We start from the raw sequence: 13,602 nt of genomic DNA on the forward strand, positions 1-13,602 counted from the left end.
TGTTACCTGGTTCGTCCACAACGGGCCGGAATGGCCCCCGTTTTAAGAGACCGGCGATTCTAGAGAAAGCAAGCCTCTAGGTCAATTTCCAACCAGCTTTTCCTTTATCTAGGTATGTCGGTGCCCAGAGGCTGAGAAACCGTTCAGCCAGAGATAAAAATAAAGAAGGGAATTACTTAAAGCTTTTCTGTAAAGCTTATAAAGGCTAGGCAGGCACTCATCTGTGGATAACTACCTTCAACCCTTATAGCACCTGATGTACAGAGAATGACAACACTGTCGAGAAGCGGTGTTGTGCCTGTGCCGCACCAGCGGAAAAGCTGTGTGTGGAAAGATAAGTTATCCACAGGCGGGTTATCCACCGAATTTCGCCCCCAGTTGTGCAAAGCCCTTAAGTGGGGTTATCCACAGAGCTTATGCACATACCATTGGTCGTGTTTTTTCCGGATAAGACATTGATTCGTCGTGCTCTGTGATCAACCTACATGTGGATAAGTGTGCGTCTGGTCGTTACAATGGCCGCTTGTTTTTGCCTCACCGGCTTTCAACTTAGGGGATATCCGTGTCAGTGGAACTTTGGCAGCAGTGCGTGGAGCTTCTGCGTGATGAGCTGCCTGCCCAGCAATTCAACACTTGGATCCGTCCGCTACAGGTCGAAGCCGAAGGCGACGAGTTGCGTGTCTACGCACCGAATCGGTTTGTTCTCGATTGGGTCAACGAAAAGTACCTGGGTCGTGTACTGGAGCTGCTGGACGAACACGGCAATGGTTCGACGCCTGCGCTTTCCTTATTAATAGGCAGCAAACGCAGCTCGGCCCCTCGTGCGGCGCCCAATGCTCCACTGGCTGCCGCTGCGGCGGCTTCCCAGGCGCAGCAGGCTGCTGTCGCTCCGGTCGTGGCCCCGACTCCGACCGCGCCGGCCAAGCCGAGCACGCAGAAAGTTGCCGAGGAAGTCAGCGAAGAACCTTCTCGCGACAGCTTCGATCCCATGGCGGGGGCCAGCTCCCAGCAGGCTCCGGTACGCGCCGAACAGCGCACCGTCCAGGTGGAGGGGGCGCTCAAGCACACCAGCTACCTGAACCGGACCTTCACTTTCGAGAACTTCGTGGAAGGCAAGTCCAACCAGCTGGCCCGCGCCGCGGCCTGGCAGGTGGCCGACAACCCCAAGCACGGCTACAACCCGCTCTTCCTTTATGGCGGCGTTGGCCTGGGTAAGACCCACTTGATGCATGCTGTGGGTAACCATCTATTAAAGAAGAACCCGAATGCCAAGGTCGTGTACCTGCATTCCGAGCGCTTCGTGGCGGACATGGTCAAGGCGTTGCAGCTCAACGCGATCAACGAGTTCAAACGCTTCTACCGCTCGGTGGACGCATTGCTGATCGACGATATCCAGTTCTTCGCCCGCAAGGAGCGTTCCCAGGAAGAGTTTTTCCACACCTTCAACGCCCTGCTCGAAGGCGGCCAACAGGTGATTCTCACCAGTGACCGTTATCCGAAAGAGATCGAAGGCCTGGAAGAGCGCCTGAAGTCACGCTTCGGCTGGGGCCTGACCGTGGCGGTAGAGCCTCCGGAACTGGAAACCCGGGTGGCGATCCTGATGAAGAAAGCCGACCAGGCCAAGGTCGAGCTGCCCCACGATGCAGCGTTCTTCATTGCCCAGCGGATCCGCTCCAACGTGCGCGAGCTGGAAGGTGCGCTCAAGCGCGTCATCGCTCACTCGCACTTCATGGGGCGCGATATCACCATCGAGCTGATTCGCGAATCGCTGAAGGACCTTCTGGCCCTGCAGGACAAGCTGGTCTCTGTGGATAACATTCAGCGCACCGTCGCCGAGTACTACAAGATCAAGATCTCCGACCTGCTGTCCAAGCGTCGCTCGCGTTCTGTCGCGCGGCCTCGACAAGTGGCCATGGCCTTGTCCAAGGAGCTGACCAACCACAGCCTGCCGGAAATCGGCGATGTGTTCGGCGGCCGCGACCACACCACGGTCTTGCACGCATGCCGCAAGATCAATGAACTTAAGGAATCCGACGCGGACATCCGCGAGGACTACAAGAACCTGCTGCGTACTCTGACCACTTGATGACTCCAGCGCAGCTTATTAAGGCAAGGGACTAGACCATGCATTTCACCATTCAACGCGAAGCCCTGTTGAAACCCCTGCAACTGGTCGCCGGCGTCGTCGAACGTCGTCAGACCTTGCCGGTACTTTCCAACGTGCTGTTGGTTGTCGAAGGCCAGCAGCTGTCGCTGACCGGTACCGACCTGGAAGTCGAGCTGGTCGGTCGCGTGCAGCTGGAAGAGCCGGCGGAGCCAGGCGAAATCACTGTCCCGGCGCGCAAGCTGATGGACATCTGCAAGAGTCTGCCCAACGATGCCCTGATCGACATCAAGGTCGACGAGCAGAAGCTTGTGGTCAAGGCTGGCCGTAGCCGCTTCACCCTGTCCACTTTGCCGGCCAACGATTTCCCGACCGTGGAAGAAGGCCCGGGCTCGCTGACTTGCAGCCTCGAGCAGAGCAAGCTGCGTCGCCTGATCGAACGCACCAGCTTCGCCATGGCCCAGCAGGATGTGCGTTACTACCTCAACGGCATGCTGCTGGAAGTTTCCGCCGGCATCATCCGCGCCGTGGCCACCGACGGTCACCGTCTGGCGATGTGCTCGATGCAGGCTGATATCGGTCAGCCGGATCGCCACCAGGTGATCGTGCCGCGCAAAGGTATCCTGGAATTGGCCCGCCTGCTCACCGAGCCAGACGGCAATGTCAGCATCGTCCTGGGCCAGCACCACATCCGTGCTACCACAGGTGAATTCACCTTCACCTCCAAGCTGGTCGACGGCAAGTTCCCGGACTACGAGCGCGTGCTGCCCAAAGGCGGCGACAAGCTGGTACTCGGCGACCGCCAGGCGCTGCGCGAAGCCTTCAGCCGTACCGCGATCCTTTCCAACGAGAAGTACCGCGGTATCCGTCTGCAACTGGCCAATGGTCAGCTGAAGATCCAGGCCAACAACCCGGAGCAGGAAGAAGCGGAAGAAGAAGTCGGTGTGGAATACAACGGCGGTTCGCTGGAGATCGGCTTCAACGTGAGCTACCTGCTCGACGTGCTGGGCGTGATGACCACCGAACAGGTTCGCCTGATCCTGTCCGATTCCAACAGCAGTGCGCTGGTGCAGGAATCCGACAACGACGACTCGGCTTACGTTGTCATGCCGATGCGCCTGTAATCATGTCCAGCAGAAGCTAGATGTCCCTCAGTCGTGTCTCGGTCACCGCGGTGCGCAATCTGCACCCGGTGACCTTCTCCCCCTCCCCCCGCATCAACCTCCTCTACGGCGCCAACGGCAGTGGCAAAACCAGCGTGCTGGAAGCCATCCATCTGCTGGGGCTTGCGCGTTCGTTCCGCAGTGCCCGTTTATTGCCTGTGATCCAATACGAGCAACTCGCGTGCACGGTGTTTGGCCAAGTTGAGCTGGCGGAAGGTGGGCAGAGCAATCTGGGGATATCTCGTGACCGCCAGGGCGAGTTCCAGATCCGCATCGACGGGCAGAATGCCCGCAGCGCAGCGCAGCTGGCGGAAATCCTGCCATTGCAATTGATCAACCCCGACAGTTTCCGCTTACTGGAAGGGGCTCCGAAAATCAGGCGCCAGTTTCTGGATTGGGGTGTGTTCCACGTGGAACCCCGCTTCATGTCAACCTGGCAGCGCTTGCAGAAGGCCCTGCGGCAGCGGAACTCATGGCTGCGGCATGGTACACTTGACGCCGCTTCGCAAGCAGCTTGGGACAGAGAACTGTGTCAGGCCAGCGCTGAAATTGATGAATACCGCCGCGCCTATATCAAAGCCTTGAAACCAGTCTTTGAGCGGACCTTGAGCGAATTGGTAGAGCTCGAGGGCCTGACGCTTAGCTATTACCGTGGTTGGGATAAAGAGCGAGAGCTCAGTGCAGTGCTCGCGACTTCCCTCCATCGTGATCAGCAAATGGGTCATACCCAGGCCGGCCCCCAACGTGCTGACTTGCGCCTTCGATTGGGCGCACACAACGCTGCGGATATCTTGTCCCGCGGCCAGCAGAAGTTGGTGGTCTGTGCCTTGCGGATTGCCCAGGGACACCTGGTCAGCCAGGCCCGGCGTGGGCAGTGTATTTATCTGGTGGATGACTTGCCGTCCGAGTTGGACGAGCAACACCGTCGCGCATTGTGTCGCTTGTTGGAAGACTTACGCTGCCAGGTGTTTATCACCTGTGTAGACCACGAATTATTGAGGGAAGGCTGGCAAACGGAAACGCCAGTTGCTCTGTTCCACGTGGAACAGGGCCGTATCACCCAGACCCACGACCATCGGGAGTGAAGGCATGAGCGAAGAAAACACGTACGACTCAAGCAGCATTAAAGTGCTGAAAGGTTTGGATGCCGTACGCAAACGTCCCGGTATGTACATTGGTGACACCGACGATGGCAGCGGTCTGCACCATATGGTGTTCGAGGTGGTCGATAACTCGATCGACGAAGCTCTGGCCGGCCACTGCGACGACATCAGCATCACCATCCACCCGGACGAATCCATCACCGTGCGTGACAACGGTCGTGGCATCCCGGTAGACGTGCATAAAGAAGAAGGCGTTTCCGCGGCCGAGGTCATCATGACCGTGCTGCACGCCGGTGGTAAGTTCGACGACAACTCCTACAAGGTTTCCGGCGGTCTGCACGGCGTAGGTGTGTCGGTAGTGAACGCCCTGTCCGAAGAGCTGGTCCTGACCGTTCGCCGCAGCGGCAAGATCTGGGAACAGACCTATGTGCACGGTGTGCCCCAGGCGCCGATGGCGATCGTGGGCGACAGTGAAACCACCGGTACCCAGATCCACTTCAAGGCTTCCCAGGAAACCTTCAAGAACATTCACTTCAGCTGGGACATCCTGGCCAAGCGTATTCGTGAACTGTCCTTCCTCAACTCCGGCGTGGGTATCGTTCTGAAGGACGAGCGCTCCGGCAAGGAAGAACTGTTCAAGTACGAAGGCGGCCTGCGCGCATTCGTTGAATACCTGAACACCAACAAGACCGCGGTCAACCAGGTGTTCCACTTCAACGTGCAGCGTGAAGACGGTATCGGCGTGGAAATCGCCCTGCAGTGGAACGACAGCTTCAACGAAAACCTGCAGTGCTTCACCAACAACATCCCGCAGCGCGACGGCGGTACTCACCTGGTGGGCTTCCGTTCGGCACTGACCCGTAACCTGAACAACTACATCGAGCAGGAAGGCCTGGCGAAGAAGCACAAGGTCGCCACCACCGGTGACGATGCCCGCGAAGGCCTGACCGCAATCATCTCGGTCAAGGTGCCGGATCCGAAGTTCAGCTCCCAGACCAAGGACAAGCTGGTGTCTTCCGAAGTGAAGACCGCGGTCGAACAGGAAATGGGCAAGTACTTCTCCGACTTCCTGCTGGAAAACCCGAACGAAGCCAAGCTGGTGGTCGGCAAGATGCTCGACGCCGCGCGTGCCCGTGAAGCGGCGCGTAAAGCCCGTGAAATGACTCGTCGTAAAGGCGCGCTGGATATCGCTGGCCTGCCGGGCAAGCTGGCGGACTGCCAGGAAAAGGACCCTGCCCTTTCCGAACTGTACCTGGTGGAAGGTGACTCTGCTGGCGGCTCCGCCAAGCAGGGACGCAACCGCAAGACCCAGGCGATCCTGCCGCTCAAGGGCAAGATTCTCAACGTCGAGAAAGCACGCTTCGACAAGATGATTTCCTCGCAAGAGGTCGGCACCTTGATCACGGCACTCGGTTGCGGCATCGGCCGCGAAGAGTACAACATCGAGAAGCTGCGTTATCACAACATCATCATCATGACCGACGCCGACGTCGACGGTTCGCACATCCGCACCCTGCTGCTGACCTTCTTCTTCCGTCAGTTGCCGGAGCTGATCGAGCGCGGCTACATCTACATCGCGCAGCCGCCGCTGTACAAGGTCAAGAAAGGCAAGCAAGAGCAATACATCAAAGACGACGACGCCATGGAAGAGTACATGACGCAGTCGGCCCTGGAAGATGCCAGCCTGCACCTGAACGAAGACGCACCGGGTATTTCCGGCGAGGCGCTGGAGCGCCTGGTGAACGACTTCCGCATGGTGATGAAGACCCTCAAGCGCCTGTCGCGCCTGTACCCACAGGAGCTGACCGAGCACTTCATCTACCTGCCGGCCGTGACCCTGGAGCAACTGTCCGATCACGCAGCGATGCAGGATTGGCTGGCTCGCTTCGATGCCCGCCTGCGTTCCTCCGAGAAGTCGGGCCTGGTCTACAAGGCCAGCCTGCGTGAAGACCGTGAACGTAACGTCTGGCTGCCAGAGGTCGAACTGATCTCCCACGGCCTGTCGAGCTACGTCACCTTCAACCGCGACTTCTTCGGCAGCAACGACTACAAGACAGTCGTTTCCCTTGGCGCTCAACTGAGCACCCTGCTGGACGAAGGCGCATATGTGCAGCGCGGCGAGCGCAAGAAAGCCGTGACTGAGTTCAAGGAAGCCCTGGACTGGCTGATGGCGGAAAGCACCAAGCGCCACACCATTCAGCGATACAAGGGGCTGGGCGAGATGAACCCGGATCAGCTGTGGGAAACCACCATGGACCCGACCGTGCGCCGCATGCTCAAGGTCACCATCGAAGACGCCATCGGTGCCGACCAGATCTTCAACACCCTGATGGGTGATGCGGTCGAGCCTCGTCGCGACTTCATCGAAAGCAACGCCCTGGCGGTGTCCAACCTGGACTTCTGATCCGGGTTGCAGCACCAAAGCAAAAAGGCCGCGATCGTGAGATCGCGGCCTTTTTGTTTCTGTAGGAGCGCAGCTTGCTCGCGATAGCGGTGCATCCATCAACGCATGATCGCGAGCAAGCTTCGCTCCTACTCGGATGTAGCCGTCACGCTTTCCAGGCGATAGCCATAGCCATAGATGGTCAGCAGCTGCCAGCCACGATCCGCGGTCAGCCCCAGCTTGTTGCGCAAGCGGTAGATATGAGTGTCCAGGGGGCGCGAGGAAACGATTTCCTCATGGGTCCAGAAGCGCTCGTAGAGATACTCCCGCGACAGGGGGCGACCCAGGTTGGCGAACAGGCAGCGGGCCAGGCGGTATTCGCGTTCGGTCAGGCTGATCGGGCAGCCGGCGCGGGTCACGGTCAATTCGGCGTCGTCGAACACCAGGTCATTGAAGGTTTGCACCTCGACGGTAGCCGAACGTTGCAAGCCATGGCGACGTAAAACGGCGGTCACCCGAGCCTTGAGCTCGTTAGGGCGGAAGGGTTTGCTCACATAGTCGTCGGCACCGGTATTGAGTGCCTGGACGATATCGCTCTCGGCGTCGCGGCTGGTCAGCATGATGGCGGCCGGTGGCGCCTCCATGTGTTCGCGGGTCCAGCGCAGCAACGACAGGCCGCTGAGGTCCGGCAATTGCCAGTCGAGAATCAACAGGTCGAAGGTTTCGCGCCGCAGTTGCCGCAGCAGATCCTCGCCACGCTCGAAGCTGTGCAGCGTCCATGGTTGTTCCCCGGGGCCGGGGATCTGTCGCAGTGTCTGTTCCACCCGCGCCAGTTCGGCGGGCTCGTCATCCAGTATTGCGACACGCATGCGGGGCAGTTCCTTTTATCGCGAGAGAAGACTTGTTCGTGTGGCTTTTTATGGCGCTGAGTTTAGGCGGTTAGGACGAATCTGAACAATTGTGGCGAATTGCTCTGATTCAGACCGTTGCTCGGTAGGCTGATGTCATATGGCCGGTAGCCGACAGGAGCACTGTCGCGGCCTGCAAGTCGTTGCAGAACGATACCGGCTCGAACGTGCAAGGAAAAGGATTATGGGGAACATGCTGGGGAGGGGGCGGCGGCTGGCCGCCAGCATCGAGCAGGCGGCCGGCCTGGCTCGGTTGATCACACTGATGCTCGTGGCGTGCGTGAGCCTGGGGACGACCGCGGAACCATCCGCGCAGCCATCCTCGGACTATGCCTTGCCGGTGCAACGCTATTTCAGTCCTTCCGCGACGACTATCGGTTTCAGCGACTCCCAAGGGTTCGCGCCGATCAGCGCGCCGCAGATGGCGCAACCCGTGGTACGCCAGGAGCAGCAGCGTTGGGTGTTCTGAATCAGACAATTCTGAACAAATATTGCAAACCGGCCCGGCCTGTACGCCGTGCCGGTAAATTTGCAGTCGCTGAGTGGCACACAGGGGCAATCGGAAGTGCTCCGACACAGGGAGTGTCATCCGCCGGATTGGCGGGCGTCAGGCCGGGGTTTGTCTCTGGTTTGCAGTACAGGGGAATACAGGGAGTGCCTCCTCAGGATGTAATGCTCCGACACAGGGACGTGTCATCCCTTCCCTCCCCCGCGGCCTTCTGGCGCCGCCAGCCAACAAACAACTCCTCATCTTCTATCTGGGTAGGCCTCTGATGAAAACATTCGGCGCTGAATTTTTCGGTACGTTCTGGTTGGTCCTGGGCGGATGCGGGAGCGCCGTGCTGGCGGCCGGCGTTCCGCAATTCGGCATTGGCTACCTGGGGGTGGCCCTGGCCTTCGGCCTGAGTGTCCTGACCATGGCTTACGCGGTCGGACCGATTTCCGGCGGGCATTTCAACCCGGCGGTTTCGGTGGGCCTGTGGTTGGGTGGGCGTTTCCCTGCCAGCCGGCTGTTGCCTTACATCGTCGCGCAAGTGCTCGGTGGCCTGGCCGCGGGTGGCGTGCTGTTCCTGATCGCTTCCGGCAAGGCCGGCTTTGACGCTTCGGCAGGCTTCGCCGCCAACGGTTATGGCGAGCACTCTCCAGGCGGCTACTCGATGTTCGCCGCGCTGCTGACGGAAGTGGTGCTGACCGCGATGTTCATCCTGATCATCCTCGGCGCCACCGCCAAGCGCGCCTCCGCCGGCTTCGCGCCGATCGCCATCGGCCTGACACTGACCCTGATCCACCTGATCAGCATTCCGGTCACCAATACCTCGGTCAACCCGGCGCGCAGCACCGCGGTCGCCTTCTTCGCCGGCGAATGGGCCGTGTCGCAGCTGTGGCTGTTCTGGATCGCGCCGTTGCTGGGTGCTGGCGTGGGGGCCTTGGCCTATCGCCTGATCTCCAGCGAACGGGACTGACCTTCGCGGCTGGAGGCGCCGCTGCGTATCCAGCCCGTCACGGCGCCAGACAGCACAACCGCTCTTCAGCGGTTGTGCTGTTTGTTCCGTAACTGAAATGAGCCTGGCCGCGCCTTGTTCGAGAGGTATGGTCAGAACGCCAATAATGCAGTTCTAATGGCACGGACTTCAGAAGAGCGCGACTACGGACCCAATGAACCCATGACCTCTTTGCACATTCGCCACCGGGCCATGCTCATGTCGTTTCTTCTCGGCAGTGCAGTGGCTTTCTCTACCGCGCCGGCGGCCATCGCCGCCCCCAAGCGCCCTCCCTATATCGACGACAACCAGCAATGCCGCGGCCAACCGCTGCCGGCAACGGTCGAGCACCTGACGGGCGAGGCCTGGAAGCTGGATGCCAAGGGCAATCAGCTGCCCCTGGAAGAAGGCATGAGCGTCGATGAACTCGAGGGGGTGAAGACCTCGCCCTCGGCATTCGTCAGCCTGTCCCTGGGCGATGGCTCGTTGGTGGTACTGCCTTCCAGTTCGCAGATCACCCTGCACTTGAACGAAGAGCATGCGATCCCTCAGGTCGCGCTCGAGCAGGGGCAGATCGAATCCTATGTGGTCAAGCGCCCGAGCGATTACGACCGGTTCCAGATCGTCACGCCGATTGGCGTGCTGGGGGTGCGCGGCACCCACTTCCGGGTGCGCAACGACGACCAGCTCTCGCTGGTGGAAGTGCTCAACGGCCAGGTCGCGGTCAATCGCGAGGAAGCCCACGAGCCAGCGCCGAAAAAGCCCAGGGGCAAGCAGCGCCCTGTGGGTAAACCGGCCGGCCCGCAGCCTGGCGAGGTCCAGGTGATGGGGCGCCAGGGGCTGCGCATCCAGAAGGAAGGCCCGCTGAAACCGGTCGATCTGCTGCCCGCGCCGCAGTTGATGGGCCAGGCGGGCCAGACCGGGGACTTGCCGGTCTGGCAGTTGATCATGAAGCCCTTGCCGGGAGCCAAGCGCTATCGCGCCCAGGTGGCGACCGACAAGGCTTTCCTCAATATCAAGCAGGAACAGTTCTCCAGCACCCCGGAAGTCAATTTCAGCGGCCTGGAAGCCTTTTTCTATCATGTCCGCCTTTCTGCTTTCGACGAGCAGGGACTCGAAGGAGAGACGGGGGTCTATGACATCTTCTATTACCCGAGAATCACGCGTGTTCAGTAAATGCGCGGCGGATCGTCGGTGAGGCGCTGGCGCCGACCCGATGGCCGGGAGCCGACGCAAGCCCAGCGACTGTTTGGCGGCCTGGTACGGGAATGGGCCTGGGTCAGCCTGCTCCTGCTGCCGTTGACCGCCCTGCTGGCGCTGAGCCACGGCCTGGCGCTGAACAACCTGCTGTACGACAACCTGCGCCGGCTCAGCCCGGTACCGGTCGATTCGCGCCTGCTGATGATCACCATCGACGACTACAGCCTGCAGCAGCTGGGGAAGTGGCCCTGGCCTCGCACCCTGCATGCCGATCTGCTGGACCGGTTGGCGGCAGCCAAGGTCCAGGGAGTGCTGTTCGATGTGATCTTCAGCGAACCTGACAGTGTTCCCGGCAACGACCAGCGCCTGGCCCAGGCGCTCTGCCAGGGAGGGAATGTGTTCCTGCCGCTGCTGCGCGAGAGTGTGGCGCGTTACGGCCAGCCATTGGGCGAGATCGAACCGGTGCCGGCGCTGAACCAGTGCGCCAGGGCCATCGGGCACATCAATGCCGAAGCCGACGCCGACGGCACTGTGCGCAGCGTCTATCTGCGCGAAGGTCCGCCGCAGGCACCCAAGGCGCAATTGGCCTGGCTGCTTTATCAACAGGCGCATCCGGCCGGTACCCAACTGACGATGCCGGGCTCGGACGAGGCGCAGCTCGCCCAGGGCTGGCTGCGCAGCAACCAGATACGCATCCCCTTCATCAGCCCTCATGCCGGATTCCCCAGCGTTCCCTATGTCAGCGTGTTGCGCGGTGAAGTCCCCGAGCAGCTCTTGCGCGATCGGCTGATCCTGATCGGCACCACCGCGCCCGGCCTTGGCGACCGTTATGTCACGCCGCAATCGGCGACTGTCGGCACCACCCCGGGCATCGAGATCCAGGCCAACTTGCTCAACGGCCTGTTGCAGCAGCGCACCATAGTCGCCCTGGGCCCATGGCCGACGGCGGCGTTGTCGGTGCTGTTGGTGGCGACCCTGCTGGGCTTGCTGCTGGTGCGGCCGCGGCATGCGTTATGGCTGACCCTGGGCTGCATGCTCGTGGCCCTGTTCGGTTCGGCCGGGCTGTTGCGGCTGGGCCTGTGGTGGCCACCGGTGGCCAGCCTGCTGGGAATGCTGCTGGCCTACCTGATCTGGAACTGGCGGCGCCTGAGCGTGATCCTGGCCTACTTCGGCTGGGAACTGGCCCGCCTGGACAGCGAACCCAAGGTATTGCCCGAGCGCCGCCGTACCCAGGCCCCCGTCGGGGATGTGCTGCAAGGACAGATCGTGGCGTTGGAACAGGCCCTGAGCCGTACCCGCGATACCCGCCGCTTCATTGCCGACGGCCTGGAATACCTGCCGGTCGCCACCCTGATCAGCGATCCGGAGGGACGCGTGCTGCTGGCCAACCGCAACGCTCGCGACGTGTTTGGCAATGCCTTGATCGGCACGGACATGATCCAGCAACTGGCCGAGCTCGGTTACCCCGGTTTGCAGGATGGGCCGTGCCCTGCCCTGTCCCAGTTGCAGCCCCTGGAGTTTCGCGACGTCGAGCAGCGCAGCCTGCGCGTGGACCTGGCCCCCCTCTTGCCGATCGACAGCGAAACCCCGATCGGTTGGCTGTTGAGCCTGACCGACCTGAGCCTGGAACGGGATGCCGAACAGCAGCGGGCAACCCTGTTGCGCTTCCTGTCCCATGATCTGCGCGCGCCGCATTCGGCGATCCTGGCCCTGCTCGATGTACAGCGCCATCAGGAGGTGGGAGACCCGCGGATCTACAGCCAGATCGAATTGCAGGTGCGTCGCACCCTGGGGCTCACCGAAGCCTTTGTGCAACTGGCCAAGGCCGAGTCCGAGGCGTACCAGTTCCAGCCGAGCATGTTCGCCATGCTGGTGCTGGATGCCTTCGACCAGGCCATGACTATCGCCCAGCTGAAAAACATCCAGCTGGTGCACGACCTCGACGACGAGGAAGAAGGGATGGTCCTGGCCGATCAGTCGCTGCTGACCCGGGCCTTGTTCAACCTGTTGGAGAACGCCATCAAGTACAGCCCCGCGGGGTCGACCGTGCGGGTCCAGGTGGCTTGTGCGCAAGGCTGGCTGACCTGCGATATCACTGACCAGGGCAAGGGCATCGCGGCCGAGGATCTGCCGCAGTTGTTCGTGCAGTACCAGCGTTTTGCCTCGGCCCAGGGCAGCGAAGGCCTGGGGCTGGGCTTGTCGATGGTCAAGGCCGTGGTGGACCGGCATGAGGGGCGGATTCTCTGCCGCAGCATAGTCGGCCAGGGGACGACGTTCAGCCTGCAGTTGCCCTTGTTCACGGAGTGAACGACAGGCAAAAAAATACCGGCCGCAAGGGCCGGTATTTTTTGCTCGAAAAACTTATGCACGTTTTTCGCTCGTTTATGGCTTTACGAAATATGCATGAAAATCAGAGAGTTATGAATTGCATATAGCGTTTTTTGATTAAACCGTACACAGGTTATCCACAGACGCTCAACCCGCCACTTTGTCTGGTGCGGCAGTGACCGGCGGCAGCGAACCCATGTCTCGCTGTGCCTGTTCGTTCCAGGCCGCGACCCGGTCGTTGAGCTCGGCGATGGCCCGTGGTCCGGAGCCTTCGGCGTGCATCGGCGCACCGATCATCACGGTGATGGTCCCGGGGTGCCTGACCCAGCCATTCTTCGGCCAGAACTTGCCGGCGTTGTGCGCCACCGGCAGCACCGGCAAGTCGGCGTTGACCGCCAGGGCGCTGCCGCTGCGGGAGAATTTGCCGATCTGGCCATGGGGCACCCGGGTGCCTTCCGGGAAGATCAGCACCCAGACGTTATCCTTGAGCAGCTCGTCGCCCTTGCTGGCCACTTGCTTGAGCGCGGCCTTGGGGTTGTCGCGGTCGATGGCGATCGGCCGCAGCATGGCCATGGCCCAGCCGAAGAACGGTACGTACAGCAGTTCACGCTTGAGCACCTGGCTCAAGGGTTCGAAATAGGCGGAGAGGAAGAACGTCTCCCAGGTGCTCTGGTGGTTCGAGACAATCACGCATGGCCGCTCGGGGATGTTTTCCGCACCCTGCACTTCCACATCGATCTTGAGAAACACCTTGGTCAGCCACAACGCGCAGCGGCACCAGTAGACGTTGATAAAGCGATAACGCGCCTTGAACGGCAGGAAGGGCGCGATAAAAAAGCTCAGGGAGCACCACAGCAAGGAACTGGTGCCCAGCAGCAGGTAAAAGAAGAAGGTTCTGATTGCCTGCAGGATCGACATAGCGGCGTTTACCG

At 60.8% G+C, this 13,602-nt stretch carries 10 protein-coding genes; 8 read left to right on the forward strand and 2 right to left on the reverse strand.

The window, feature by feature from the left end:
- Window positions 1-562 precede the first annotated feature (562 nt).
- From dnaA to gyrB, 4 genes are read left to right on the forward strand one after another with little or no spacing between them, the layout of a single operon-like run.
- Complete coding sequence (dnaA, locus tag TO66_RS00005) at window positions 563-2,086, forward strand: chromosomal replication initiator protein DnaA (protein ID WP_044460381.1); 1,524 nt, start codon at window positions 563-565, stop codon at window positions 2,084-2,086.
- A 38-nt stretch (window positions 2,087-2,124) separates the two neighbouring features.
- Complete coding sequence (gene dnaN / locus TO66_RS00010; protein WP_044460382.1) at window positions 2,125-3,228, forward strand: DNA polymerase III subunit beta; 1,104 nt, start codon at window positions 2,125-2,127, stop codon at window positions 3,226-3,228.
- A gap of 20 nt (window positions 3,229-3,248) precedes the next feature.
- Entirely contained in the window at window positions 3,249-4,352 is a 1,104-nt protein-coding gene (gene recF, locus TO66_RS00015) for a DNA replication/repair protein RecF (RefSeq protein WP_044460383.1), read from the forward strand.
- A gap of 4 nt (window positions 4,353-4,356) precedes the next feature.
- Window positions 4,357-6,774, forward strand: coding sequence for a DNA topoisomerase (ATP-hydrolyzing) subunit B (gene gyrB, locus TO66_RS00020; RefSeq protein WP_044460384.1), 2,418 nt, complete (start codon window positions 4,357-4,359; stop codon window positions 6,772-6,774).
- A 128-nt stretch (window positions 6,775-6,902) separates the two neighbouring features.
- Here gyrB and TO66_RS00025 read toward each other — a convergent pair whose 3' ends face one another.
- Complete coding sequence (locus TO66_RS00025; protein WP_044460385.1) at window positions 6,903-7,622, reverse strand: response regulator transcription factor; 720 nt, start codon at window positions 7,620-7,622, stop codon at window positions 6,903-6,905.
- A 223-nt stretch (window positions 7,623-7,845) separates the two neighbouring features.
- Between TO66_RS00025 and TO66_RS00030 the strand changes: the two genes are divergently transcribed.
- The 4 genes from TO66_RS00030 to TO66_RS00045 all read left to right on the forward strand — a co-directional run bounded on the left by TO66_RS00030 (window position 7,846) and on the right by TO66_RS00045 (window position 12,649).
- Entirely contained in the window at window positions 7,846-8,130 is a 285-nt protein-coding gene (locus TO66_RS00030) for a hypothetical protein (RefSeq protein WP_044460386.1), read from the forward strand.
- Window positions 8,131-8,434: 304 nt separating this feature from the next.
- On the forward strand, window positions 8,435-9,124 hold the full coding sequence (gene aqpZ / locus TO66_RS00035; RefSeq protein ID WP_044460387.1) for an aquaporin Z: 690 nt from the start codon (window positions 8,435-8,437) through the stop codon (window positions 9,122-9,124).
- 201 nt (window positions 9,125-9,325) lie between these two features.
- Window positions 9,326-10,318 carry a FecR domain-containing protein gene (locus TO66_RS00040; RefSeq protein WP_082061025.1) on the forward strand — a complete coding sequence of 331 codons (993 nt, stop codon included), beginning with the start codon at window positions 9,326-9,328 and terminating at the stop codon, window positions 10,316-10,318.
- Window positions 10,319-12,649 carry a CHASE2 domain-containing protein gene (locus tag TO66_RS00045; RefSeq protein ID WP_044460388.1) on the forward strand — a complete coding sequence of 777 codons (2,331 nt, stop codon included), beginning with the start codon at window positions 10,319-10,321 and terminating at the stop codon, window positions 12,647-12,649. It abuts the gene before it with no gap.
- Between the two features lie 168 nt (window positions 12,650-12,817).
- Here TO66_RS00045 and TO66_RS00050 read toward each other — a convergent pair whose 3' ends face one another.
- The gene (locus TO66_RS00050; RefSeq protein ID WP_044460389.1) at window positions 12,818-13,588 is read right to left on the reverse strand and encodes a 1-acyl-sn-glycerol-3-phosphate acyltransferase; all 771 of its coding nucleotides are present in this window, start codon (window positions 13,586-13,588) and stop codon (window positions 12,818-12,820) included.
- Window positions 13,589-13,602 lie beyond the last annotated feature (14 nt).

The sequence above is a fragment of the Pseudomonas sp. MRSN 12121 genome (genome assembly GCF_000931465.1).
Lineage (GTDB): Bacteria > Pseudomonadota > Gammaproteobacteria > Pseudomonadales > Pseudomonadaceae > Aquipseudomonas.